This window comes from Frankia sp. AgB1.9, assembly GCF_016786355.1.
In the GTDB taxonomy this organism is placed as follows: Bacteria; Actinomycetota; Actinomycetes; order Frankiales; family Frankiaceae; genus Pseudofrankia.
In genome coordinates this window covers 37,418-60,448 of the sequence record NZ_JADWYX010000025.1, presented here as the reverse complement: position 1 = coordinate 60,448, position 23,031 = coordinate 37,418, and the positions used below count along the sequence as shown (strand labels likewise).

Here is a 23,031-nt window from a genome sequence, read left to right as displayed (position 1 = left end):
CCAGGGCCACGGCCCTCGCGGGCCTGGTCGAGCGCGGTCTCGATGCCGTCGTTGACGGGGTGGAAGGTGGTCGCCCCCTCCCAGGAGGTCACGCTTCTCGTGCGTCACGACGAACACGGGCGATCTCCGGCCTGAGTCTGGGCGTGCCTGGATGACAAGCAAGCTTGACTAGATGGAAAGCAATCTTTACATTCGATCTATGGTTGACGAAGCTCGACAGGACAAGGTGACCCGCGACGCCCGCAGGGCGATCCTGATCGACGGGATTCCGGTCTCCCTCTTCGGGATGATCGCGCTGGCGCTGGGCAGTTCCCCCGACCAGACCACCGCCGAGAAGGGCTGGTGGCTCGGCGTGACCGGCGCCTTCACGCTCTCCGTCGTCTGGGTCCTGGTGCGGGCCTTCCGTCGCGCCGACGAGTATCAGCGCAAGATCCAGCTGGAGAGCATGGCGATCGCCTTCGCCGCCGTTCTCGTGGGCCTGCAGGCCGCCGTCCTGCTCGACGCCGCCGACATCGTCGGGCTACGTCCGCTCAGTGAGGTGATCGTCATCGGAGGCGTGGCGGTCTGGCTCGGCATCGCGGACCTGCGCACCCGCCTGCACCGGTGAGAAACCGGCTGCGCGCGCTGCGAGCCGAGCGCCGCTGGAGTCAGGCCGACCTGGCCGACCGATGCCAGGTGTCCCGCCAGACCATCAACGCGATCGAGACCGAACGCTACGACCCCGGCCTGCCCCTCGCGTTCACCCTCGCCGGCATCTTCGAACTGACCATCGAGGACATCTTCTTTCCGGACCGTTCCGAGGCCTCTCCCGATCCCGGCTCACGCCGCTGACGCGGCCGTCAGGCGATGAGGCCGACACGTCAGATCTGGCCGTGGTTCGGGGGAAGCGCGTCGTTGAGGTGGAAGTTGCCGACGTGGTGGTACTTCCAGTCGACCGGGTCGTGGCTGGCGTGGGTACGGGCGTTGCGCCAGTGCCGGCTCAGATCGTGGCGTTCATCGGTGGCGCTCGCGCCGGAGAGGGCGAACAGGTCGCTGGCCACCTCGGCGGCGATCTCGCTGCCGAAGGCCTTGGCCTGCGCCACCGCGAGCGAGCCTCGGGCGGCTGCCCGCGCGTCCTGGGGCCGCCGTCCGATCTCGTGCAGCTCGCCGGCGGCCCAGGCCAGCAGCTGCTCGGCGGCACGTACCCGGGTGGCCAGCCTGCCGTAGCGCAGGATCGTGTGCGGGTCCTGCGCCGCGGTCTCGACCCAGCCGCCGCGGGCGGCCTCGAAGAACGGCCGGGCCCGGTCGCGCACGAACGCGCCGGCATCGCGCAGCGCGCCGCCGGCGATGCCGACCTGGATCGCGGCGTGCACGAGCTGCGCGCGGGCCCCGAGCTGCTGGGGACCCTCGAACGCCTGGTGGTAGGGGATGACGAGGTCCGGGTCCACGAGCACGTCCCGCAGCATCGTCGTGCCGCTGACGGTCGCGCGTTGGCCCATGACGTCCCAGTCGTCGTCGACCGTGACGCCGGGGGCGTGGCGTTCGACGAACACCAGGACGAGGCGTCCGGACTCGTCGAGCGCCGTGACACCAATCCAGCGGGCAGTGATCGACCCGGTGCAGTAGTACTTGATCCCGTCCAGGCGTAGCCCGTCGCCGTCCGTGCGCAGCCTGGTTCTCAGGTCCTGGGCGTGCCGGCCGCCGCGCTCGGCGAGCCCGCTGCCGAACCGGGCACCGGCGAGCATGTCGGCGAACAGGCGTCGCTGCTGTGTCGCGGTTCCCCACCCGGCCAGCACGTCGGCGAACAGGAAGTGGCCCTGCGGCACCTGGGCGATGGCCGGGTCGACGGCGGCGATCACGCGGACGACCTCGGCGAGGGTCACCGGCGAGACGTCGGCGCCGCCGTGCTCGGCCGGCACCGTGATCCCCAGCAGGCCGCTGGCATCCAGCGCGGCCAAGGCCTCCACCGGCACGGAGCCCGAGCGGTCCCGTTCGATCACCTCGTCGGCGATGGCCTCGGCGTAGCGCCGCGCGGCGCCGATCGCCTCCACGTCCGACCCGATCACGGAGGCGGCCAGCTGGTTCCCCGCCAGTGGACCGGTCATCCGGACAGGTCACCCCAACCGGGCTGGGCATCCCGGCACACGCATCCGGGCCCGCCACGCACCGCCGCCTGCCGTGCCACGCCGCGACCTAATCCAAGATCCACTATCATCCCCAATTCCAGTCGACAAGATTGGCGGCAGCATCATGTCATCAATCTGGATGGCTCGGCAACCAGGCGGAAACAGGCGGTGGTCTCGACGACAGCAGGACTGCGTCGGGGGCAGCAAGGTCCTGGCGTCAGGCCGGCACCTCGGGCGGTCGTTTCTCCGGGCGCTCAGATCTTGTGAGGTGGGTGGGTCCGCGATGGGTGGGGATATGGCGTTCGCGGTGGTGCTCTTCATGGAGGTCATGTCGGCGCGCGTGGAGAAGCTGGCCGAGGTTGATGACGCCCGCGGGCCCGGCGGCGTCGCCACGGTGGATGACGGTGGCTTCGGTGACGCCGTGGTGGGCGAGTGCGTTGGCGACTTCTCGCAGGGTGTTGTCAGCGTGGACGACGACGGGCGGTCGCGTGTCCGGGTCCGACGCACGGTCCGCGGGTGTCATGACCTCGTGGGCGTAGAACGCGTCGAGGGGGTCGGTGCTGTATTCGCGGGTGAGGTGCAGCCCACGTCGGGCGATCTTCTCGGTCAGCACGGATCGTTTGAGCAGGAGCGCGGACAGGCCGTACGCGCTGATGGAGGCGACGAGCAGGGATGGGGCGTCGTTCCAGGCGTGGGTGAGTTCGAGCGTGAACACGACGCCGGTCAGTGGGGAGCGCATGACGCCGCCGACGACAGCGGCCAGGCCCGCCATGGCCCAGAAGCCGGGGAACACGGTGGGTAGTGCCATGCCTTCCAGCGCGCCGAGCGCTCCACCGATCATGAATACGGGGGCGAGTACACCGCCGGAGGTGCCCGAGCCGAGTGAGAGGGACCAGATGACGGTCTTGACGAGCAGGATGCCGAGGATGAGGGAGAGCGCGGCCCGGCCGGTGAGCAGGCTGTCGATGACGTCGTAGCCGACGCCGAGCGCGCGGGGCTCGATGAGTCCGCCGACGCCGATGACCGACCCGCCGATCGCCGGCCACCACATCCAGTGAACGGGCAGGCGGGCGAAGGCGTCCTCAGCCGCGTAGACCAGCCAGGTGGCGGCGATCGCGAGCAGGCCGCCGGTCAGGCCGGGGATGAGCGCGAGGGCCTGCGCGCCCGCGCCGGGCCGGACGAGGTCGGTGACGGGGAAGACCGGGGCGGTGCCCAGCAGCGGGCCCCGGCAGATCACCGCGGTGGACACGGCCGCCGCGACGGGGATCAGGCTGCGGGGCCGCCACTCGAAGAGCAGGAGTTCGACGGCGAGCAGCACGGAGGCGAGGGGAGCGTTGAAGGTGGCGGCCATCCCGCCGGCGGCCCCGGCGACGAGGAGCGCCTTGCGTTCGTCGGCGGACAGCGTGAGGACCTGGGCCAGGATCGAGCCGACCGCCCCGCCGGTCATGATGATCGGGCCTTCGGCGCCGAACGGGCCGCCGGTGCCGATGCTGACGGCCGCGGAGACGGGCTTGAGGACCGCGACCCGGGGCGAGACCCGGCTGCCGCCGATGAGGATCGCCTCGATGGCCTCGGGCATGCCGTGCCCGCGGATCTTCTCCGAGCCGAACCGGGCCATCACCCCGACGACGAGCCCGCCGACGATCGGCGCCGACAGGACCAGCCACGCCGGGTGGTGCCCGCCTCCCGGGCTGACCAGGGTGGTCGCCGCCCGCTGGTAGAAGACCAGGTTGGTGATGAGGCCGATGAGGCGCAGCAGGGCGAACGCGGCCAGAGCGCTCGCCGCGCCGACCGGCAGCGCGACGGCGGCCACGAACAGGACCCGCGGCGTGAGGGTGAAGTCGCCCAGGTGCGCGGGACGGTCGTGCCCGGTGCTCCGGATCGTGGGCGTCACAGCGGGAGCGGGCTGCTTGCCGGTACGACGGTTTCTCCGGCACAGCGGGTGACCTCGCGGGCCGCCCGCCGGACCTCCTCGCGTTGGTCCGGCCCCATCCGGTCGAGCACGGTTTCCAGCAGCGCGTGGCGTCGGTTGAGAACGGCGGTCACCAGGTCGCGGCCGGTGTCGGTGACCTCGACGGTGACGACACTGCGGTTCGCCGGGTCCGCGCCGCGCGCGACGTGTCCGGATGCCTGCAACCGGTCGACGAGGCGGGTGACCGAGGAGGCGACCATGCCCAGCTCGGACGCGAGCGTCGAGGACGGCACCCGGCCCAGCGCGTCCAGGGTGAGCAATGCCCGGAACCGCGGCACGCTCACGGCTCCGTCCAGGGCGTCCAGGCTCGCCAGAGTGATCCCGACCAGCGTGCGGGTCAGCCCTTCGAGCGCGGCGACATCCTCAGGTGGCTCGACGCGCCCCGGCGCGGTCGCGGTTCTCTTCACAGATGCAAGACTTGCGCAACGCAAGTCGTCGCGTCAAGCGGGCCGGTCCACCGCCCGGTCCGATCTGACGGCCGTGGCACAGTCGCCGGTATGGAGCTGCCAGACGTCCCGGCCCGGATCGTGTGCGCCCCCATGGCGGGTGGGCCCTCGACCCCCGAGCTCGCCGCCGCGGTGGGCGCGGCCGGCGGGCTCGGGACACTCGCGGCCGGATACCTGAGCGCCGACCGGTTCGCCGCGGACATCACGCGCACCCGCGCGCTGACCGGCCGGCCGTTCGCGGTGAACCTGTTCGTCGGCGGGCCGGCGGCCACGCGAACCCAGGCCGTCGCGGACTACGCCGAGCGCCTGCGGCCCCTCGCGGTCGAGCTCGGCGTGGCACCCGGCGAGCCCTTTCCTGGCGGTGACGCGGACGACGACGACTTCGCGGCGAAGCTCGACGTGCTGGTGCGGGCCCGGCCGGCGCTGGTCAGCTTCGCGTTCGGGCTGCCGCCGAGCGAGGCCGTCGACCGCTGCCACGACGCCGGCATACCGGTCGCCATCACCGTCACCGACGAGCGGCAGGCACTGGCCGCCGCCGGGCGCGGCGCTGACGCGCTCATCGCCCAGGGCTGGGAGGCCGGCGGCCACCGCGGCGGCATCGACCCGGACGACACCGAGGGCGCCACCGGTCGGCTGGCCCTGCTGCCGCTGCTGGCCAGGGTCCGCGCGTCGGTCGACCTGCCGGTGCTCGCGGCGGGTGGCATCGCGGACGGCGCCGGCGTCGCCGCTGCGCTGGCGGCCGGCGCGAGCGCGGCCGTCGTCGGGACGGCGTTCCTGCGCACGCCCGAGGCCGGGACTTCGCCGGTGCACCGGGCGGCGCTGACCAGCGGGCGCCAGACAGTCGTCAGCCGCGCCTTCACCGGGCGCCTCGCCCGCGGGCTCGACAACGCGTTCACCCGCGAGCACGGGTCCCACGCGCCGGCGGCCTACCCGCAGGTCCACCGGATCACCGCGCCGCTGCGGGCCGAGGGACGACGACGCGGCGACCCGGAGCTGGTCAACCTCTGGGCCGGACAGGCCGCGGCGCTCAGCCGGGACGCGCCCGCCGGGAACCTGGTCGCCGAGTGGCACGCGCAGGCCCAGGAGGCGCTGGCCGCGGCCCGGTCCACCCTCGCGCCACCCGTGTGATCAGCGGCCACGGCCCCCCGCGCGGATTCCGCCGGGCCGGCCTGGTGCCGTGACCGTCAAGTCCTGATCGCTGCTTTCGCCCTCCGGTGGCTACGAACCAGCGCTGGTTACGACCACCCGAGGGCCGAAACGACGATCATGGAAGGCCGGGGCGCTCGGGGCGCGTCACCCAGTGGTCGGTCGGGGCGACGGCGGCGCGAGCGCGCGGGCGACGAAGGCGAGCTGGGCGGGCAGCGCCGCGCGCCAGAACGTTGGATCGTGCCCGCCCGCGCCGAAGGCGCGTTCGCCGGCCGCCAGCTCGTCGGCGGACTGGCGGGAGACCGCGTAGAACGGGTCGCCGCGCCCGCAGTCGATCCGGTAGGCGACGCCCGTCGCCGGCGGCTGCCCGAGCACCCGGTGGGCGGCGAAGTCGGCGGAGGAGTCGAACGCCCCCGGCGCGCTGGCGCCGTACGTCCGCCACATCGCCGGGCTGCTCGCGGCCACGGCGGCGACCAGGTCGGGGTGGCGCTCGGCGAGCAGCAGGGAGCCGTAGCCGCCCATCGACCAGCCGAACGCCGCCAGCCGGCTGGTCCGCAGCCCCTGCGCCGCGAGCCGCGGGAGGATCTCGGTGAGAATCATCTGCTCCGGGTCGTCATCGGCCGCGCGCCGATGCCAGTAGGTCTCGCCACCGTCGACCGCGACGGCCACGAACGGCGAGGCTCCCGCCCGCACCGCCGTCGCCAACGCCGAGTCCAGGCCGAGCAGGGCCACCCCGCGCCGGGCGTCGTCGCCCCGGCCGTGCAGGACGAGGCATACCGGCAGGCCGTCGAGCGGGCCCACCACCGGCGACACGACCACCATCGACACGGTCCGGCCACGCGCGGCGCTGTGGAACTCGGTCGGGGTCACCAGGGCAGGCCCGGTCGGCACCACCGTCGCGGCGCGGGCAGCCGCCAGCGAAGGCGAAAGCCGTCCCGCCGGGCCGCCGCCCGGCGGAGCCACCAGCCCCGGCGCCGCGTGGCCGCCCGGTTCCCGGACCCACCAGGCGCCGGCGACGGCCCCGGCCGCGGCCGTCGGAACGGCCAGCAGCATCGTCCGTCTACTGGGCCGCACAGCCACGATCATCGCATTCCCGGCCCCAGTGCCACCTGGGCAGGTCGTCTCAGATGGCCAGGACGATCGCGGCGGTGGCACCGCCCAGACAGAGGGCGAAGAGCATCTCGGGTAGTCCGCCATCTCGGCGCCGGAACAAGCGGTCGAGCGCGAGACGCCCGGCGCCGATCGCCGCCACGGCGAGAGCGACGATCGCGATGGTCAGCGGGTACTCGATGCCTCCGTTGGTGCCCCACAGCCCGTGGGAGGCGGTCACGACCATCGCGTTGATCATGACGCCGACGACGATCGCGGCTGACAGCGGGGTGAGCAGGCCGGCCGCGAGGCCGAGGCCGCCGAGGAGCTCCGAAGCGCCGGCAAGCCCGGCGAACAGGGTGCCCGGATGATAGCCCAGCTGCTCGAAGCCTCGGCCGGTCGCGGAGAGGCCCTCTCCGCCGAACAGGCCGAACAGCTTCTGCGCACCGTGCCCGGCGAGCAGCAGGCCGACGGTCAACCGCAGGAGCAGCAGCCCGATATCGGCCGCGGAGACGGCCACGCGCGACGGGCCAGGGCGAGCGGAAAGAGACGACGCAGGGTAGGGCGTCCGGTAAGGCGCCGGGTGCCGCTCGGCGAGCAGTCTCATGGCAACCCCCGATCCCAGGACAGAGGCGGTGACGCTGCCGTCACGACCAGGTCTGCCCGCTCGCGCGACACACACTCAGGCTCGGACGGCAGGTCGCCGGGACGTCGAACGGCACCGCCCGGACCCGCTCGACCACGCCAGGACCCTCGGAAGGCCGGGGCGCTACCCGCGGTCCGGCCACCGCAAGATCGGTCCCACACCCAGCCCCTGCCGCCCGAGTTTCCCCTGCGCAGCCAGCGATCAAGGGGGTCGCCTGCCCCAGCGGGACGCCTTGATCATTCGTTGCGCAGGCAAGACGGCGTTCGATGCCCTGGTTTGTCCACCGTTTCCCTGCGCAGTTCTCGATCACGGTCTGGCAGCTTGCCCAACCAGCCGGATGATCGGCGTCTGCGCAGGAAAATAGGCGCCTTGGTGGCCGGGGCGACGCCGGCGGGCCGGGCCCAGCTTGGTCAAGTCGGCTGACCGCGCCGAGCCCTGCCCGTAGCGCCTGCTGACGGGGGAGATCATTCGGTGCTGGCGGCCAGTGCGTAGAGGACGGTGGTCTCGATCTTGGCTTCGTCCTCGTGCCAGTCGCCGTAGATCTCCATGCTCCACGCGCCGATGGTCTCAGCGTGTTCGCGGCACCAGGCGTGGATGGCCGCGTGCGCGTCCGGCAGGCCGCCGTACCCGCCGCGATGGACGGTCAGGGCGGCCCGGCCCGCGGGGGACTCGACGCACTCGACCAGGCCCTGCGGCGGGAAGGGACGGGTCACCTCGACGCCGAAGTCGACGTCGAGGCCGGCGTCGGGGCTGCCGACGCCGTGGTGGTACACGAAGACGTTGTGGCCGTCGTCGCGCAGGCCCGGCTGCCCGCGCAGGAACGCCCAGACCTGGTCCAGCGCGGCCCCGAAGGCCGTCGGAACCTCACCGGGGCGGACCTGCCTGCGGACCGCGGCGAGCACCTTCGGCGCGACGGTCTCGACCTCGACCACGTAAGTCATGGACCAACTCTGCCAGCCGTCATCATCAGCCCGCGTGAGCGGTGAGGCGGACACGGCCGCTATCCGCCGGCGTAGAGGCTCCCGACGTTCTCGTGCATCCGCGTCGCCAGCGGTGGCGCCGCATGGCTGTCGGTCAGCACCTCGATGTAGCAGCCGGCGCTGGCGTGCCGGGCCGTGTCCAGCGCCCGGTCGAGCTCGGCGCAGGTCGACACGCGCGCGGTGAACCAGTCCTCGCAGCCGAGCACCCTGGGCAGCTCCGCGTAGTTCCACCGCGCCAGGTCGTTGTACGCGAGGTCCGGGTGCTTGCACAGCAGCCGCTCGATCAGATAGCCGGAGTTGTTCAGCACGAAGACCACCGGCTTGAGCCGGTACCGGCCGAACTGGCTGATCTCCTGGGCCGTCAGCTGGTGCGAGCCCTCGCCGGTGATCAGCACGACGCGGCGGTCCGCGCCTGCGGCGACGGCGGCTCCGACCGCGGCGGGGGTGGCCCAGCCGATCGACCCCCACAGCGTCTGGTTCTCGAACGTCGCCCCGTAGGGAAGCCGCGCGAAGGCCATGCCCATCGAGCAGGTCCCGGTCTCCGCGACGACGATGTCGCGCGGCCGCAGGAACTGCTCCCAGCGGGGATACAGGTTGCCTGCCGTGATCGGGTCGTCGCCGCTGCCCGGTTCGGAGCGCATCCGGACCACGTCGGCGGCGGGTTGCGGCCAGGTCCGCGTCGGCAGCCGGGCCGCGAGGGCGGTCAGCAGGTCCCGCATCTCCACGCTCGGGTAGGTCATGGCGCCGACCTGGACGTGGTGGTGACGGATGTCGACGGTCTTCGCCGGGTCGAGGTTGGCCGTGAACGCGCCGGAGTTGAAGTCGTGCATCAGCGCGCCGACCAGGATCACGACGTCACCGTCCTCGACCAGGCGCCGGACGTCCCCGTTCATCAGCTTGCCGTCGTACATGCCGACGAACCCGGGCTGGTCCTCGTCCAGCACCCCCTTGTCGGCGACCATGGTGGCGAAGGGCAGGCCGGAGGCGTCGACCAGCCGCTGCAGGTGCCGGCCCAGGCCCGCGCGGACGGCGAGGGCGCCGGGCAGCAGGCAGGCGCTGCTCGCGTGGCGCAGCAGCTCCGACACCGCCGCGACCGCGGCGTCCAGCTGAGCCGGGTCGCTGGCCGGCGCGGGCAGCTCCGGCGCCTCGCTCGCCACCGGCAGCTCGGCCAGGTCGGCGGGGAACGCCAGGTAGACCGGGCGGCGGTGGTAGATCGCCGCGGCGATCAGGCGCTCCGTCTCGGCGGCCACGTTCTGCGGCGTCATGATCGCGCTGGCGCAGACCACCGGGTCCGACATCCGCTGGAAGAGGTCGAACTCGCCGTTTCCCAGGGTGTGGTGCACGAGTGCGTGGCGGGCCTGCACGGGCATCTTCGGCATGCCCACCAGGTGGAAGACCGGGAGATGCTCGGTGTAGGCGCCGGCGATGCCGTTGATGGCGCTCAGCTCGCCGACGCCGTATGTGGTGCTCACCGCCCCCATTCCATGGACCCGGGCGTAGCCGTCCGCGCAGTACGCGGCGTTCAGCTCGTTGCAGTTGCCCATCCACTGGATGTCCGGATGCGCGATCACGGCGTCGTCGACGGGGAAGGCGTAGTCGCCCGGGACCCCGAACACGTGGCGGATCCCGAGATCCCTCAGCCGGTTCAGCACGTGCTGGATCACGGTCGTGACCATCGGGGAGCCCCTCCGTCGAGTGCCGGTGCGGCGCGCGGCGCCCTGGGCCCCGAGGTCCGGCCCGTGGCGCGCGCCGACGGCCGCCGCTCTCGTCGCGCAAGCGGACAACTCAGGGCTCGGTACCCGTACCAGCCGGCCTCTAACGAACCGGCGCGACGGCAGGTAATTAAACAACTACGGACGGACGTGCGGGCCGCCTCGACCGGATCTGTATACGGGATCGGATCCGGGGCTGTATACGTCCTTTACTGATCCGTTACACAGCGACACGCGCCCCGAAACCGGACAGCCCCAGAGTCTTCGCAAGGCAGCGGCATCCAGCCCGAGGTCCCGACCGAACCGCACCGCGAGGCTCCCCAATCCGGGTGACCGAGCGGCTCACTCCTGCCCCGGCGCCGATCCCTGTCCCCGGCCCGGCAATCCGTGACGTGAGCCGACGGCCGCCCTGGCCGGTTTGGATTCTCAGGCCACCGCACTCCGTCCCCGTCTCCGCCGATGACAGGACCCTGGAATGACGAGCGCTCCACTCACCGTCCCGGCCCGTCCATACGACTTCACCTTTGATCCAGCGACGACGGCCCTCGTCGTCATCGACATGCAGCGCGACTTCATGGAGCCGGGCGGTTTCGGTGAAAGCCTCGGCAACGACGTGTCCCAGCTGCGGAGCACCATCGAACCGCTGACGGCGGTCTTCGCCGCCGTCCGTGCCGCGGGCCTTACCGTCATTCACACCCGGGAAGGCCACCTGCCGGATCTCTCGGACCTTCCCCCGGCGAAGCTGAACCGGGGGAACGCGTCGCTGAAAATCGGCGACCTGGGCCCGAAGGGGCGCATTCTCATTCGCGGTGAATACGGCCAGGACATCATCGACGAGCTCGCGCCGATCGAGGGCGAGTTCGTCGTCGACAAGCCAGGGAAGGGCGCTTTCTACGCGACCTCGTTCGGCGACATCCTGACCGAGAAGGGCATCACGAGCCTCGTCGTCACCGGGGTGACGACCGAGGTGTGCGTGCACACCACGGTCCGGGAGGCCAACGACCGGGGCTACGAGTGCCTGGTGCTTTCCGACTGCGTCGGCAGCTACTTCCCCGAGTTCCAGCGGGTCGCGCTGGAGATGATCGCGGCGCAGGGCGGCATCTTCGGGTGGGTCGCGCCATCGGCCGCGTTCATCGAGGCGCTCGCGTCCCTTTCGGCGGCGTCGGCCGCCCAGTAACACCAGCCCTCAGCAACACCCGTCGCGCCGCCGGGCCAGCACTGGCGGCGACGCGGGAATTCGGACGCCGCGCTCCGGGGGGACCGGCCCGCGTCCGCGAACAGCACGGGGGCAGCCGCGCCGCGGCCGTGCCCACCAGTCATTGAGGAGTCTGTCATGGTGAAGTTTCCAGGGACGGGCGGCACAGCGACCGCCGGTCCGCCGCTGTGGGTCCGGGGGGACCTCAACGCGTTCTTCGGGCTCGGTATCAACGTCCTGGTCAACGTCCTGGTCCTGACCGGGCTGTGCATCGGCGTCGTCGGTATCCCGAAGGGTGACGTTCTCGGCACGATTCTGCCGGCGCTCGGCATCGCGCTGATCATCGGGAACGTGTACTACACCTACCTGGGTCGCCGGCTCGCGGCGAAGACAGGCCGGTCCGACGTCACGGCGATGCCATACGGCCCCAGCGTGCCGCACATGTTCATCGTCACGTTCGTCATCATGCTGCCGATCTACCTGAAGACGAAGGACCCGTTCAAGGCCTGGGAAGCCGGCATGGCCTGGGCCTTCATCATCGGTGTGATCGTCATGCTCGGCGCCTTCGTCGGCCCGACGATCCGGCGGTACGCCCCCCGCGCCGCGATGCTGGGCACGCTGGCCGGTATCTCGGTCGCCTTCATCTCGATGCGCCCGGCCGGGCAGATGTGGGAGGCGGCCTGGATCTCGCTGCCCGTCTTCGCCCTGCTCATCGTCGGGCTGATGACCGACATCAAGCTGCCGTTCAACCTGCCGATCGGCGCGGTCGCGCTGCTGCTGGGCACGGCGATCGGCTGGGCCGGCGGCTACATGCACCCGCCGGAGGTGACCTCGGCGGCCAAGGACATCGCGCTGGCCCTGCCCGACTTCCGGTTCGACATGCTCATCCACGGCCTGAAGGACCTCTCGCCGCTGCTGGCCACGGCCATCCCGCTCGGCGTCTACAACTTCACCGAGGGCATGACCAACGTGGAGAGCGCCGCGTCGGCAGGTGACAGCTACAACCTGCGCGCGATCCTGCTGGCAGACGGTTTCGGCGCCGTGATCGGCTCCTGCCTGGGCTCGCCGTTCCCGCCCGCGGTCTACATCGGCCACCCGGGCTGGAAGGGCGCCGGCGGCCGCACCGGCTACTCGCTGGCCACCGGACTGGTGATCGCGCTCCTGTGCTTCTTCAGCCTGTTCAGCCTGCTCGGCTCGATCCTCCCGCTCCCCGCGATCGTGCCGATCCTGCTCTACATCGGCCTGCTGATCGGTGCCCAGGCGTTCCAGGTCTCGCCCCGCGCGCACGCGGCGGCGGTGGTCGCGGCGCTCCTGCCCAACATCGCCTCGTGGGCGACCGGGCTGATGGACAACGTGCTGGCTGCCGCCGGCACGAGCGCGTCCCAGGTCGGCTACGACAAGATCAACCAGGCGGGAGTCGTCTACAAGGGCTTGATGATCTTTGGTGAGGGGGCGATCCTCGCTGGCCTGGTCCTGGGCTCGATCGTGGCCTTCATCATCGACAAACGGTTCGTCTCGGCGGCGATCTTCTCGGCGATCGGCTCGGTGCTGTCGTTCATCGGCCTGATCCACGGACCCAAGGTCGAGTGGGACGCCAACGGCCAGGTTGCCCTGGGCTACCTGATCCTGGCCGCCGTCTGCGTCGCCTTCGCCCTGACGAAGCCGGCACCGCGGGTGCCGGACGCCGACGAGATCGAGCTGGAGCGCATCCACGGCGTGCCGCAGCAGGTCAAGAAGACGGACAAGGACAGCGAGGACGCCCCGGCGGCTGAGGTGCCGGCCGCCGCCACGGGCTGACCGGCCCGAGACACGGCCCGGTGCCGGGGGGCACCGGGCCCGTACACCCACGCGTCCCACGGTCCAGGCCGGCGAGGCGCGCGCCTGACCCGGGCGCGCCCCGCCGGCCGCACCGCGCAGTCCGCAGGCGGGGAGGCCGGTCCAGCCCGTCCTCGGTCACGCCTCCCCGGGTCTGGCGGCGTCGAAGCGGACCACACCGCGCAGGTTGCGGCCCGCGCGCAGGTCGGCGTAGCCCTCGTTGAGGGTCTCGAGGGTGTACGTGTTGGTGATCAGCTCGTCGAGCTTGAGCCGGCCCTGCTGGTAGAGGGCCAGCATCGCCGGGATGTCCTTCGACGGGCTGGAGGCGCCGAACAGGGAGCCCTGGATCCGCTTCTGGTACAGCACGAGGTCGCGGATCGAGACCGGGATGCCGAGGTCCTCGTCGGCGCGGCCCAGGCCGACCAGGACGCAGGTCCCGGCCTTGCGGATCGCGGCCACGCCGGCGGCGATGTGCTCAGGCCTGGTCACGCCCACGCAGACGATGGCCGCGTCGGCGCCCTGCCCGTTGGTGAAGCCACGGGCCAGATCGGTCGCCTCGGCCATCGTGGCGACCGCGTGCGTCGCGCCGAGGGTCAGCGCCGCCGCCAGCTTCCACTCGACCGGGTCGACGGCGATGACCACCGACGCGCCCGCGTGCGCGGCCCCCTGCACCGCGTTGATGCCGATCCCGCCGACACCCATCACGATGACGACGTCACCCGGCCGCACCTCGGCCGACCGGACGGCGGCGCCCCACCCGGTGCTGACCCCGCAGCTTGTCAGGCAGGCCGCCTCCAACGAGATCCCGTCCGGGCAGCGGACCGCCGACTGCACGGAGACGGTCGTGAGCTCGCTGAACGTCGAGACGCCGGCGGCCTGGCTGACGGGCCGGCCGCCCAGCGTCATGCGGCGGGTGCCGTCGGCGCGAACCCCGGACAGCACCCGGGCCCCGTTGTCGCACAGGTTCTGCATCCCCGAGGCGCACCACCGGCACGTCCCGCACATCGGCAGGAACGACAGTACGACCCGGTCACCGACCCGCCACCCCGGCGTGTTCGGGCCGACCTCCTCGACGATGCCGGCGCCCTCGTGGCCACCGGCCATCGGCAGCGACCCGTCCGCGACGGGCAGGTCGCCGGTGACGATGTGGTCGTCGGAGTGGCACAGGCCGGCCGCCACCATCCGGACGAGCAGCTCGTCCTGGCGCGGCGGCTCCAGCTCGACCTCGGCCAGCTCCCATTTGCCGGGCTGCTCGGACAGCACGGCTGCTTTCGTCAACACCGCGGTTCCTCCGGTGGATCAGTAGTCGTCCGTCGTCTCGAACAGGCCTTCGTATTCGAGCTTGCCGTCCCGGACACGCCCGTAGTGCAGCCAGTCACCCTTGAACATCTGGTGGTCGAACGGCCCGCCGGCGATGTGGGTGTTCGGTCCGCCGGTGACGGCCGGCATGAACCGGATCCGCTCCAGGCCGGTCTTGACCCCCTGGCCGGTGAGAACCGGGGCCCGGTACAGCGCCTCGACGACGGTCGCGGCCATGTCGTAGGCGAGGCCGGGGATGGCGTTCGGCCACATCCACGGGTCCTCGCCGAACCGGGTGACGAACCGCTCGTGGAACCGGTGCATCCGTGGGTTCGCCGGGCACCACTGGTCGATGCCGACCCAGCCTTCGAGCTGCTCGAAGCCCCAGATGTACTGCATGAACGCGGTCGTCATGATCCTCGGCGGGTCCCAGTCGGCCCGCTCCAGCGCGGCACGCACGGCTCCGGAGACGACCAGGCCGCCGTAGCCCAGCCAGGCCAGGGCGTCGGCGTTGGCCGCCCGCAGCCGGCCGAACGCGTCGGCCAGCTCGTCGACGGTGGTCGTGTTCGTGATCTCCTCGACGGCGGTGACCCTGATCCCGAGGCGGCGGGTCTCCTGCCGGAAGAACCGGACGTACTCCTCGGAGATCGGCGACCAGGGCGCGACGACGGCGACGCTGCGGTGGCCCTGGCGCTTGAGCCAGTTGACCATCAGGGCCGGGTCGCCGCCGACGTCGCCGTTGCCGAGCCGGAAGCAGTACTCGCCGTGGAAGCCGTCGGTGCCGCACATGCTGACCAGCGGGACGTGGGCGGCGTTCGCGTGCTCGGCGAGCGCGAGCGCCGAGTCGGTGTAGTTCGCGCCCACGACGGCCAGGCAGCCCGCGTCGACGAGACGCTGGAACGCGTCGATGCCGCCCTTCGCCGTGCCCTGCGGCAGCCCGGCGTCCTGCTCGAAGACGAACTCGTAGCGGCGGTCGAGCAGGCCGCGCTCGGTCCCCTCGTCGAAGGCCATCCGGATCTCGCGCTCGAACCGGGCCCACTCCATGCCCAGCCAGCCGATCTTGATGGGGGCCAGCTTTAACCAGCGGTCCTCGATGGACGGCGCGGGCGGCTTCGCGGTCGAGGTGGTCATCACCACTCCTTGTCGAGTTCGACGGCGGCCAGCGCGTCGTGGTCGGCCGCCGCGGTGCCGAGACGGGTGAGCAGCAGGGCGGTGACGGCCGGGTCGACCCTCAACGTGATGCCCCACAGGAAGAAGCCGTGCACGATGCCGCGCCGGACGCCGAGCCAGGCGTCGTCCCAGGCCGGCGGCTCGACGCCGCCCGCGCGCAGCCGGTCCAGGTAGTGCCGCACGAGGTCGCGCTCGGCGCCACGGCGGTCCTCGACGGTCAGCGCCGACGCGAGGTGGTAACCGACGTCGAGGTACCACGGCCCGCGCTGGACGAGCTGCCAGTCGACGAACGACGGCCGGCCGGCGCCGTCGAGGTAGAGGTTGCCGACGTGCGCGTCGCCGTGGATCACGGCCCAGTCGGCGGCGGCGGCCGACCGCGCGGCCAGGGTCCGGTAGCCGGCGGCAAGCCGCTCGGCGTCGCGGGCCGGCTCGGGCACGCCGGCGCCGATCGGGCCGGCGAAGTTCTCCCGGATCTCGGTCACGCCGCGCCGGATCAGGTAGGTGTCCAACCGGGGAGCGAGCCAGCCGGCCGTGGCGAGCGCGGGCCGGTTCCAGGTCGCCGCGTGCAGCCGGGCGAGCTGGTCGAGGCTCTCGGCCGCCTGGTCCGGGGTGTAGGGGCTGCGGGCGTCGAGGAACGTCGCGCCCTCGGTGACGACGTCCTCGGTGATCACGACGGCGTTGTGGGACGCCGGGTCGACGTCGGCGTAGACGGTGCGCAGGGTCCGCATGCCGGTGCCGGCGGCGACGTCGCGGTAGAAGAACGCCTCCGGCTCGCCCGCCTGCCGGAACTCCCGCCCCGCCTCGGTGAAGTAGCCCTTGGCACACAGGTTCGGCGACAGGCCGGCGGCGGGCGCGCCGTCGACCCACTCGACCTGGAACCTGGCGTTCGTCGCCACCCGGCTGATGACCGCGCCGGGCGTGACGGTCCGGACCTCAACCCCGGGGAACCGCCTGCCCAGCGCGGCGGTGAGCCACCCCGGCGTGAGCAGCTCGTCGAGGGTGTCGGGCAGCGGCGGCGACGTGGGCGCCGCCGGGGCGGTCATGACCTCGCTCCGGCGGCGCGCAGCCGCGGCGCGAGATCCGTCAGGGCCTGTAAGACCATGTCTTCTCCTCCGTCCCGGGTGGCCGGCAGCAGCGCGAGATGGCGCGCGCCGGCCGCGATGTACTCGCCGAGGCGTGCCTCGACCTGCTCGGGGGTCCCCGCGACCGCGACGCGGTCGATCATCGCCGCGAAGTCCTGCCGGTAGGTGCCGCCGAGGAACTCGGCCGCCCGGCGGCGGGCCCGTTCGCCGTCGTCGTCGATGACAAACGGCAGGTAGGCGGCCCAGGTGAACCCGTCGAGGTCCCGGCCGACCGCCGCGGCCTCGGCCCGGACCGTCGCGACCGAGCGGGCGTACCGCTCGGCCGAGTAGAGGTACGGCATCCAGCCGTCCCCGAGCCGGGCGGCGCGACGCATCGCGACGGGCGCCCGGCCGGCGACGAGGACCGGAGGCCCGCCCGGCTGGCTCGGCGCCGGAGCCATCCGCACTCCCTTCATCGGGAACAGCGGGCCGTCCCAGGTCACCGGCTCACCCGTCCACAGCTCGCGGACCAGGCCGATCGCCTCGTCGGTGCGCCGCCCCCGGCCGGCGAGCGGTACCCCGCAGGCGTCGAACTCGGCCGGGTACTCGCCGCCCACGCCGACACCGAGGGCGAGGCGCCCGCCGGTGGCCACGTCGAGGTCAGCGAGTTGCTTCGCGACGATCGCGGGCTGGTAGAGCGGCAGCAGCAGTACCGCGGTCCCGACCACCGCCCGCTCGGCCTGCGCGCTGAGCCGGGCGAGCCAGGCCAGCGCCTCCGGGCCGCCGTTCGGCGACGCGACATGGCCGCCGACCCACAGCGCCTCGGCGCCGGCTGCCTCGGCGGCCGCGACACCGGCCCGGGTCCGTGGGGCGACGCAGCCTAAGCTCACCCGGTCGGCCGCGAGAACCGTCCTGGCCTGTCGCGTCGCCTCGTCCAGCTCGGTCATGCGCTGCCCTCCCTTGTCTTCCTGCCCTGGGGCCGGGACCGTGTCCCGACCCCAGGGTGTGGCCACGCCGCTGGCCTGGGCTACTGGTTGGCCACCAGCGGGGTGCAGGAGAGCTTGACGGTCGGGAGGTACTTGCCGCCGGAGAGCTGGACCACCGCGGCGCAGGGGGCGGACGCCGTGTGGTTGACCGGCCACTGGGTCTGGGCGACGGCACCGGCGACGTTGTAGCTGTAGCCGCCGCCGTTCATGGTCTTCAGCAGACTGGCGACGGTGAGGTCGCGGCCGGTCTTCTTGACCGCGTCGAGGAACATGTCCGCCGACCAGTAGCCGGCCATCGCGGTGAGGCCGATCGGCTCGTTGGGGGCGTACCTGGCGAAGTCGGCCCGCATCTGGTCGTCAGCCGCCGAGCCGCTCTCCGCCGGGGCCCACTGGAGCAGCGTGTAGGTCCCGTCCAGGTCCTTGAAACCGGCCAGCCGCGGGTCGTAGCCGAGCGGCGTGAGGATCTTCCCCTGGTAGCCGGCCGCGCGGAGCGCATCGATGATCTTGATGGCCGGTGAGAAGTCCACGATCGTGACGACCAGGTCAGGCGGCGCGCCGTGGTTGGCGTGCATCAGGGCGTTCACGATGGCCGTCGGGTCGTTGAGCCCGGAGGCCGGCACCGGGTTCTCGACATACGGGACGGTGATCCCGGATGCCTTGATCGCCTTCGCGGACAGCTTCACGCCGTTGACCGCGGAGTCGAGGTCGACGCCGACGACGGCCGCGCTCTTGCCGGACCCGTCACCGCCGAGGATCGACCGGGCGGCCATGCCCCACGCGCTCGGGATCGTGCTGCCGCCGGGGCCGGAGACCAGGCAGCCGGTGATGCCGAAGCCGAGGGCCGTACCGCAGTAGTCCGCGCTCACACCCCAGCCGAAGAAGGGCGTGTCCGTCTTGCAGAACACGTCCGAGAAGTTGCCCGCCCGGGCGACGGCGGGCACCGCGGCGAAGACGCCGTCGTTGGCCAGGGACTCGGCCTGCGTGATGAGCCTCGTCGGGTCGGAGCCGTCGTCCCGGGTGCCGACGTAGGTGATCGTGCGCCCGTTCACGCCGCCCTCCGCGTTGGCGCGCTCGAAGCGGATCTTCGCGCCGACGTCCATGCCCGTGTTCACCGGTCCGCTGGAGCTGGTCTGGGTGATCAGGCCGCCGACCTTGATCTCGGTGTCGGTCACGCCCCGGTTCTGCGGCCCGGTCGGGTTCGCGCAGCCGAGCTTCGCCGGGTCGACGGTGATGCCGCTGTTGCTCCAGCCCGTGTCCGGCCCCGGCGTGAACGCCGCCGGCCCCACCGTGGCCGCCCCGGTGGCCTTCGGGGAGGTGGTGCCACTGCCGCCGCACGCGGCGGCGGCGGTGACTAAGAAGATTCCAGCGACGGTGAGTGACGCGAGTCTTCGGGTCCTGCCCATCAGAAAGCCTCCCTGTTTGTCTGCTGTCACCCGGAAAACGGCATGGCAGGGCCGGGAAATCGGGCGACGAGTTTCCGGTAACCGAACTAGAGGACGGCGCCTGATTCCTTGAGGCGCAGGATGTCGTCCCAGGTGTAGCCGTGTTCGAGCAGGACGTCCTCGGTGTGCTCGCCGTGCCCGGGGGCCGGCGAGAGTGCCGGTGGCGCGTCGTCGAACTGCGCGGGGCTCGCCACCAGCGGGTATTCGCCGGACTCCTTCTTGACGGTCGTGACGAAGCTGTTCGCCAGGGCCTGCGGGTCGTTCGCCGCCTCCCGGGCGGTCTGCACCAGCGACCACGGCGTCGCGAGCCGCCCGAGCAGTTCGGCCCAGTACGCCAGCCCCTGCCCGGCGAAGATCTCGTCGAGGACGGCGATGCAGGCCGGCGCGTTCGCGGCCCGGGCCGCGGCGGTCGCGAACCTGGGGTCGGTGAGGACGTCGGCCCGGTCGACCGCCTGGAAGAACTCGACGACATGTTTCTCGGTCTGGATGCCGGAGAGGTAGACCAGCCGGTGGTCACGGGTCTGGTAGGCGGCGACGAACGGGTTCGGCAACGCCAGGTGGCGGTTGCGGGGAATCGCGTCGATGTCGTAAAGCTGGCTCGCGACGACGCCGGGGGAGAACATCCACAGCCCGGAGGACAGCAGCGAGACGTCGACCACCGCGCCCTTGCCGGTCCGTTCCCTGCGGAACAGGGCCGCCGCGATCCCGCCGGCGAGGAAGGCGCCGGACGCGAGGTCGCCGAGCGCCGGGCCGGGCTGCGGGACGAACTCGTCGCTGACCTGGCTCGCGGCCTGCGCCATGCCGGTGCGGGCCCAGAAGTCGGTGTGGTCGAAGCCGCCCGCGTCGCGCTCCGGCCCCCGTGGGCCGTGCCCGCTCGCCCGGGCGTAGACGAGGCCCGGGCGCACGGCGGTCAGGTCGTCGACGTCGATGCGGAACCGGCGCCGGGCGTCGGGCAGCAGGTTGGTGATGAACACGTCCGCCGAGCGGACCAGCGTCGCCAGGACCGCCTGGCCGTCGGGGGTGCGCTGGTCGACGCCGACGCAGCGCTTCCCCCGGTTGGTGATCTCCCACATGAAGGCGACGCCGACCTCACGGTCCGGCAGGCCGGCGATCGGGTTGCCGTTCATCGGGTCGAGCGTGCCGGGCGGCACGACCTTGATGACGTCGGCGCCCCAGTCGGCGAGCACCGCTCCGGCGGACGGTGCGAAGGCGTACATCGACGCCTCCACCACGCGTACTCCGGAGAGCAGGTCGTAGGGCATGGCACTCCGTTTTCTAAGGGCGCGTGTTTCCTGGGCCCGGTCGTCGTTCGTGGGCTGTCGGCTGGTGCCTGCCGCTGGCCGCGCGGCGGCGCGGGTCGTCAGAGCCGCAGCAGCGCGCGCAGGTTGCCTTCGGCGATCTTCACGGCGTCCTCGGCGGGAACGTCGGCGAGCGTCTTCTCGAGGTAGGCGCGGTTGTTCGGCCACAGGCCGTCGCCGTGCGGGTAGTCGCCCTCGAACAGCAGGTTGTCGACGGGCACGTCGCCGAGGCTGCGCAGCGCGAACCGTTCGTCGACGAGGCAGGCGTACATGTGCCGGGCGAAGACCTCACGCGGCGGCCGGGAGTCCTTGATTCCCGCCTGGCCGATCGTGATGTCCGTGCTGATCCGGTTGTCGTGGAACGCCTTCTCGGCCCGCTCCAGGATGTAGGGGACCCACCCGGCGCCGCCCTCGGAGAGCATCACCTTCAGCCGTGGGAATCGCTCCAGGATTCCGCTGAACAGCCAGTCGACGCAGGCCATCATCGAGTTCAGCCCGATCAGCGAGACGAGTACCGGCGGCGGTGCGTCCGCCGACGTGGTCAGCAGCCGCGACGACGAGCCGATGTGCATGCAGATCGGGATGCCCGCGTCGTCGGCCACGGCCCACAGCGGGTCCCAGTGGTCGGTGTGCACGGATGGCAGGCCGAGGACGGTCGGGTTCTCCGAGAACGCCACCGTTCGGGCGCCCTTCGCGAGCACCCGCTTCAGCTCGGCGACCGCCGCGTCGAGGTCGTTCAGGGGGAGAATCGCCGCCCCATAAAGCCGGTCGCGGTCCGTCGCGCACCATTCGTCGAGCAGGTAGTCGTTGTAGGTGCGCAGGCAGGCCTGGGCCAGCTCGTGGTCGGAGACGTTGAGGAAGAACCGGTGCCCGGCGAAGCGCGCGTAGTTGGGGAAGCAGAGCTGGCCCCACACACCGTCGATGTCCATGTCGGCCAGCCGCGCGTCCGGGTCGTAGCAGCCGGGCCGGATCTCGTCGAAACGCGCGGTGCCCGGCGCCGGCGGGTAGCCGGCCTCGGAGAAGCCGGGCAGCGGGCGGCACGAGCCCATCGGGATGTAGGTGAGCTCGCCCTCGTAGCGCCAGGCCTGGCGGCCGTCGACCTCGACGATGCGCGGGCAGTCGTCGCGGAACTTCGCCGGTACGCGGTCGACCCACAGGTGCGCGGGCTCGATGAGGTGGTCGTCGGCTGAGAGGATCTTGGTGGACTCGGGCAACATCGGCGTTCCTCCCTCTCTAGTCAGGCGACTATAGCCAGGTGGCTAGATTGACGCAAGACGCGGCCAGCGGGGTAGGAAGGTCGTAGGAAGGTCGTGCGACGCCGGTGGCGGGACGACGTCGTCGGCAGGCGACGTGACGGCACGCGCGGTGGGGGAGCGGCGATGGGCACATCGGCGAAGGTGCAGGTGCGGCGCGCCTACGAGGCGCCGGCGAAGACCGACGGCACCCGCGTCCTGGTCGACCGGCTCTGGCCGCGTGGGCTGGCCAAGGCCGGGGCGAGCCTGGACGAGTGGTGCAAACAGGTCGCCCCGTCCACCGAGCTGCGCACCTGGTACGCCCATGACCCGGAGCGCTTCGAGGAGTTCGGCCGCCGCTACCGCCAGGAGCTGGCGGAGCCCGAGCGGGCCGACGCGCTGGCGCACCTGCGCGAGCTGGCGCGGGGCGCGACGTTGACGCTGCTCACCGCGACCCGGCGGCCCGAGATCAGCGAGGCCGAGGTCCTGGCCGAGCTTCTACGCGACTGACGCGGCCGCGAGAGACCCGGGGGCGCCGAGCCTAGTTGAGGCTGGGAGGGATGCGGGTCAGGTTGGGGCTGGCGACGGTCGTGATCGAGTTCAGCAGGCCCAGCTCGCGGCGCAGCAGGGACTGCTCGGCGCGCAGCCGGCTCAGGGCGTTCGGGGCCTCCAGCAGCTCCTGGCGCCGCGCGATGTCGGGGACCACGGCGGCCGCGACCAGATACGACAGCGTCACCGGGTCTTCGGGCAGGTCGGGCAGCTCGATGTCGAGGGCCTTGTTCTCCGCGAGCTTCGCGGTGTAGTCGCGCAGCAGGCCCTGGACCACCGGCACCAGGGCCGCGGCGGCCTGGGCGTCGCCGCTGTCGTCGGCCAGGTAGGTGACGTCGCCGACGAGGTAGGGCCGGCTCTCGGCGTCGACGGAGCGCAGCACGAACCGGCGTTCGCCGACGGTCCGCAGCGAGTACCGGCCGTCCGGCAGGAGCTCCGCCCGGCGTACCAGCGCGGTGCAGCCGACCCGGTACAGCTCGGGGGTCTGCGCGCCGACCTCCCGACCGAGCTTGATCGCGACCACGCCGAACTGGCGGGGCGCGTCGTCGGGCAGCTCCAGCAGCTCCCCGACGAGCTCCCGGTAGCGCGGCTCGAAGATCTGCAGCGGCAGCAGCAGGCCGGGCAGCAGCACGGTCCCCAGCGGGAAGAGCGCCAGCCGCTCGGTCGGCGGTTCGTTCGCCGCTGGGCGCGGCACCGCTTCGCCGCCCGTCGCGCCGCCGTCTGTCGGGTCGTCGCCCGCCGCGCCGCCCGCGTCGGTGGGATCGTCCGTCACCGTCGTCGCCTCCGTCCCTCGGTGCCCATCGTCGCACCGCGACCACCTGTGTGCCCCGGCCATGACCAGGCTCGCGGCCCCGGTCGCACGGCGGCGAGCCGGCGATGACCGCTGTG

At 72.2% G+C, this 23,031-nt stretch carries 21 protein-coding genes and 1 pseudogene; 6 read left to right on the top strand and 16 right to left on the bottom strand.

Annotated features, from left to right (window positions below; translation table 11 throughout):
* Positions 1 to 5 precede the first annotated feature (5 nt).
* Positions 6 to 123: pseudogene (locus I6A60_RS43980) on the bottom strand (dihydrofolate reductase); the annotation flags it as partial.
* 76 nt (positions 124 to 199) lie between these two features.
* Here I6A60_RS43980 and I6A60_RS12190 point away from each other — a divergent pair.
* Together I6A60_RS12190 and I6A60_RS12185 are read left to right on the top strand one after the other, a co-directional pair.
* The gene (locus I6A60_RS12190; protein WP_238435282.1) at positions 200 to 607 is read left to right on the top strand and encodes a hypothetical protein; all 408 of its coding nucleotides are present in this window, start codon (positions 200 to 202) and stop codon (positions 605 to 607) included.
* Positions 604 to 831 (top strand): helix-turn-helix transcriptional regulator, encoded by a 228-nt coding sequence (locus I6A60_RS12185; protein WP_203018792.1) that lies wholly within the window; start codon positions 604 to 606, stop codon positions 829 to 831. Before I6A60_RS12190 ends, I6A60_RS12185 begins: the two co-directional genes overlap by 4 nt.
* Positions 832 to 860: 29 nt before the next feature.
* On the opposite strand, the gene I6A60_RS12180 is transcribed toward I6A60_RS12185, so the two are convergent.
* The 3 genes from I6A60_RS12180 to I6A60_RS12170 form a co-directional block, all read right to left on the bottom strand.
* Entirely contained in the window at positions 861 to 2,084 is a 1,224-nt protein-coding gene (locus I6A60_RS12180) for an SfnB family sulfur acquisition oxidoreductase (protein WP_203018790.1), read from the bottom strand.
* A 238-nt stretch (positions 2,085 to 2,322) separates the two neighbouring features.
* Positions 2,323 to 3,999 (bottom strand): chloride channel protein, encoded by a 1,677-nt coding sequence (locus tag I6A60_RS12175; RefSeq protein ID WP_203018788.1) that lies wholly within the window; start codon positions 3,997 to 3,999, stop codon positions 2,323 to 2,325.
* Positions 3,996 to 4,484, bottom strand: a complete 489-nt coding sequence (locus tag I6A60_RS12170; protein WP_203018786.1) for a MarR family winged helix-turn-helix transcriptional regulator — start codon at positions 4,482 to 4,484, stop codon at positions 3,996 to 3,998. Before I6A60_RS12170 ends, I6A60_RS12175 begins: the two co-directional genes overlap by 4 nt.
* 90 nt (positions 4,485 to 4,574) lie before the next feature.
* On the opposite strand from I6A60_RS12170, the gene I6A60_RS12165 reads away from it, so the two are divergent.
* Positions 4,575 to 5,651, top strand: a complete 1,077-nt coding sequence (locus tag I6A60_RS12165; protein ID WP_203018784.1) for a nitronate monooxygenase — start codon at positions 4,575 to 4,577, stop codon at positions 5,649 to 5,651.
* Positions 5,652 to 5,816: 165 nt separating this feature from the next.
* On the opposite strand, the gene I6A60_RS12160 is transcribed toward I6A60_RS12165, so the two are convergent.
* The 4 genes from I6A60_RS12160 to I6A60_RS12145 all read right to left on the bottom strand — a co-directional run bounded on the left by I6A60_RS12160 (position 5,817) and on the right by I6A60_RS12145 (position 10,060).
* Positions 5,817 to 6,722: an alpha/beta hydrolase-fold protein gene (locus tag I6A60_RS12160; RefSeq protein WP_203018809.1), complete on the bottom strand. Its 906-nt coding sequence runs from the start codon at positions 6,720 to 6,722 to the stop codon at positions 5,817 to 5,819.
* Positions 6,723 to 6,792: 70 nt separating this feature from the next.
* Positions 6,793 to 7,365 carry a DoxX family protein gene (locus I6A60_RS12155; RefSeq protein ID WP_203018775.1) on the bottom strand — a complete coding sequence of 191 codons (573 nt, stop codon included), beginning with the start codon at positions 7,363 to 7,365 and terminating at the stop codon, positions 6,793 to 6,795.
* A 503-nt stretch (positions 7,366 to 7,868) separates the two neighbouring features.
* The gene (locus I6A60_RS12150) at positions 7,869 to 8,345 is read right to left on the bottom strand and encodes a GyrI-like domain-containing protein (protein ID WP_203018773.1); all 477 of its coding nucleotides are present in this window, start codon (positions 8,343 to 8,345) and stop codon (positions 7,869 to 7,871) included.
* A gap of 59 nt (positions 8,346 to 8,404) precedes the next feature.
* A complete protein-coding gene (locus tag I6A60_RS12145; protein WP_203018771.1) occupies positions 8,405 to 10,060 on the bottom strand; it encodes an alpha-keto acid decarboxylase family protein in 1,656 nt (551 codons plus the stop codon).
* 511 nt (positions 10,061 to 10,571) lie between these two features.
* Here I6A60_RS12145 and I6A60_RS12140 point away from each other — a divergent pair.
* A complete protein-coding gene (locus I6A60_RS12140; RefSeq protein ID WP_203018769.1) occupies positions 10,572 to 11,273 on the top strand; it encodes a cysteine hydrolase family protein in 702 nt (233 codons plus the stop codon).
* 156 nt (positions 11,274 to 11,429) lie between these two features.
* Positions 11,430 to 13,088 carry a regulator gene (locus I6A60_RS12135; protein ID WP_203018767.1) on the top strand — a complete coding sequence of 553 codons (1,659 nt, stop codon included), beginning with the start codon at positions 11,430 to 11,432 and terminating at the stop codon, positions 13,086 to 13,088.
* A 156-nt stretch (positions 13,089 to 13,244) separates the two neighbouring features.
* On the opposite strand, the gene I6A60_RS12130 is transcribed toward I6A60_RS12135, so the two are convergent.
* From I6A60_RS12130 to I6A60_RS12100, 7 genes are all read right to left on the bottom strand, one after another.
* Entirely contained in the window at positions 13,245 to 14,387 is a 1,143-nt protein-coding gene (locus I6A60_RS12130; RefSeq protein ID WP_203018764.1) for an NDMA-dependent alcohol dehydrogenase, read from the bottom strand.
* Positions 14,388 to 14,405: 18 nt separating this feature from the next.
* Positions 14,406 to 15,536, bottom strand: coding sequence for an ABC transporter substrate-binding protein (locus tag I6A60_RS12125; protein ID WP_203018759.1), 1,131 nt, complete (start codon positions 15,534 to 15,536; stop codon positions 14,406 to 14,408).
* Complete coding sequence (locus I6A60_RS12120; RefSeq protein ID WP_203018757.1) at positions 15,536 to 16,618, bottom strand: phosphotransferase; 1,083 nt, start codon at positions 16,616 to 16,618, stop codon at positions 15,536 to 15,538. The genes I6A60_RS12125 and I6A60_RS12120 overlap by 1 nt, the downstream gene beginning before the upstream one ends.
* Positions 16,615 to 17,583 (bottom strand): LLM class flavin-dependent oxidoreductase, encoded by a 969-nt coding sequence (locus I6A60_RS12115; RefSeq protein ID WP_203018755.1) that lies wholly within the window; start codon positions 17,581 to 17,583, stop codon positions 16,615 to 16,617. Before I6A60_RS12115 ends, I6A60_RS12120 begins: the two co-directional genes overlap by 4 nt.
* 80 nt (positions 17,584 to 17,663) lie before the next feature.
* Positions 17,664 to 19,025: an ABC transporter substrate-binding protein gene (locus I6A60_RS12110; protein WP_203018753.1), complete on the bottom strand. Its 1,362-nt coding sequence runs from the start codon at positions 19,023 to 19,025 to the stop codon at positions 17,664 to 17,666.
* Between the two features lie 86 nt (positions 19,026 to 19,111).
* On the bottom strand, positions 19,112 to 20,326 hold the full coding sequence (locus I6A60_RS12105; RefSeq protein ID WP_203018750.1) for a CaiB/BaiF CoA-transferase family protein: 1,215 nt from the start codon (positions 20,324 to 20,326) through the stop codon (positions 19,112 to 19,114).
* A gap of 98 nt (positions 20,327 to 20,424) precedes the next feature.
* Positions 20,425 to 21,579: an amidohydrolase family protein gene (locus I6A60_RS12100; protein ID WP_203018748.1), complete on the bottom strand. Its 1,155-nt coding sequence runs from the start codon at positions 21,577 to 21,579 to the stop codon at positions 20,425 to 20,427.
* A gap of 162 nt (positions 21,580 to 21,741) precedes the next feature.
* Here I6A60_RS12100 and I6A60_RS12095 point away from each other — a divergent pair, with 162 nt between their 5' ends.
* On the top strand, positions 21,742 to 22,104 hold the full coding sequence (locus I6A60_RS12095) for a DUF488 domain-containing protein (RefSeq protein ID WP_203018746.1): 363 nt from the start codon (positions 21,742 to 21,744) through the stop codon (positions 22,102 to 22,104).
* 31 nt (positions 22,105 to 22,135) lie between these two features.
* Here the strand turns inward: I6A60_RS12095 and I6A60_RS12090 are convergent, their stop codons facing one another.
* The gene (locus I6A60_RS12090) at positions 22,136 to 22,915 is read right to left on the bottom strand and encodes an LON peptidase substrate-binding domain-containing protein (RefSeq protein WP_203018744.1); all 780 of its coding nucleotides are present in this window, start codon (positions 22,913 to 22,915) and stop codon (positions 22,136 to 22,138) included.
* Between the last annotated feature and the right edge of the window lie 116 nt (positions 22,916 to 23,031).

What these genes read in the sequence shown, in the direction of transcription:
- I6A60_RS12115 (WP_203018755.1), bottom strand. Translation starts at nt 17,583, where the DNA reads ATGACCGAGCTGGACGAGGCGACGCGACAGGCCAGGACGGTTCTCGCG.
- I6A60_RS12100 (WP_203018748.1), bottom strand. Translation starts at nt 21,579, where the DNA reads ATGTTGCCCGAGTCCACCAAGATCCTCTCAGCCGACGACCACCTCATC.
- I6A60_RS12150 (WP_203018773.1), bottom strand. Translation starts at nt 8,345, where the DNA reads ATGACTTACGTGGTCGAGGTCGAGACCGTCGCGCCGAAGGTGCTCGCC.
- I6A60_RS12155 (WP_203018775.1), bottom strand. Translation starts at nt 7,365, where the DNA reads ATGAGACTGCTCGCCGAGCGGCACCCGGCGCCTTACCGGACGCCCTAC.
- I6A60_RS12120 (WP_203018757.1), bottom strand. Translation starts at nt 16,618, where the DNA reads ATGACCGCCCCGGCGGCGCCCACGTCGCCGCCGCTGCCCGACACCCTC.
- I6A60_RS12190 (WP_238435282.1), top strand. Translation starts at nt 200, where the DNA reads ATGGTTGACGAAGCTCGACAGGACAAGGTGACCCGCGACGCCCGCAGG.
- I6A60_RS12145 (WP_203018771.1), bottom strand. Translation starts at nt 10,060, where the DNA reads ATGGTCACGACCGTGATCCAGCACGTGCTGAACCGGCTGAGGGATCTC.
- I6A60_RS12095 (WP_203018746.1), top strand. Translation starts at nt 21,742, where the DNA reads ATGGGCACATCGGCGAAGGTGCAGGTGCGGCGCGCCTACGAGGCGCCG.
- I6A60_RS12160 (WP_203018809.1), bottom strand. Translation starts at nt 6,722, where the DNA reads ATGCTGCTGGCCGTTCCGACGGCCGCGGCCGGGGCCGTCGCCGGCGCC.
- I6A60_RS12110 (WP_203018753.1), bottom strand. Translation starts at nt 19,025, where the DNA reads ATGGGCAGGACCCGAAGACTCGCGTCACTCACCGTCGCTGGAATCTTC.
- I6A60_RS12140 (WP_203018769.1), top strand. Translation starts at nt 10,572, where the DNA reads ATGACGAGCGCTCCACTCACCGTCCCGGCCCGTCCATACGACTTCACC.
- I6A60_RS12165 (WP_203018784.1), top strand. Translation starts at nt 4,575, where the DNA reads ATGGAGCTGCCAGACGTCCCGGCCCGGATCGTGTGCGCCCCCATGGCG.
- I6A60_RS12125 (WP_203018759.1), bottom strand. Translation starts at nt 15,536, where the DNA reads ATGACCACCTCGACCGCGAAGCCGCCCGCGCCGTCCATCGAGGACCGC.
- I6A60_RS12135 (WP_203018767.1), top strand. Translation starts at nt 11,430, where the DNA reads ATGGTGAAGTTTCCAGGGACGGGCGGCACAGCGACCGCCGGTCCGCCG.
- I6A60_RS12105 (WP_203018750.1), bottom strand. Translation starts at nt 20,326, where the DNA reads ATGCCCTACGACCTGCTCTCCGGAGTACGCGTGGTGGAGGCGTCGATG.
- I6A60_RS12180 (WP_203018790.1), bottom strand. Translation starts at nt 2,084, where the DNA reads ATGACCGGTCCACTGGCGGGGAACCAGCTGGCCGCCTCCGTGATCGGG.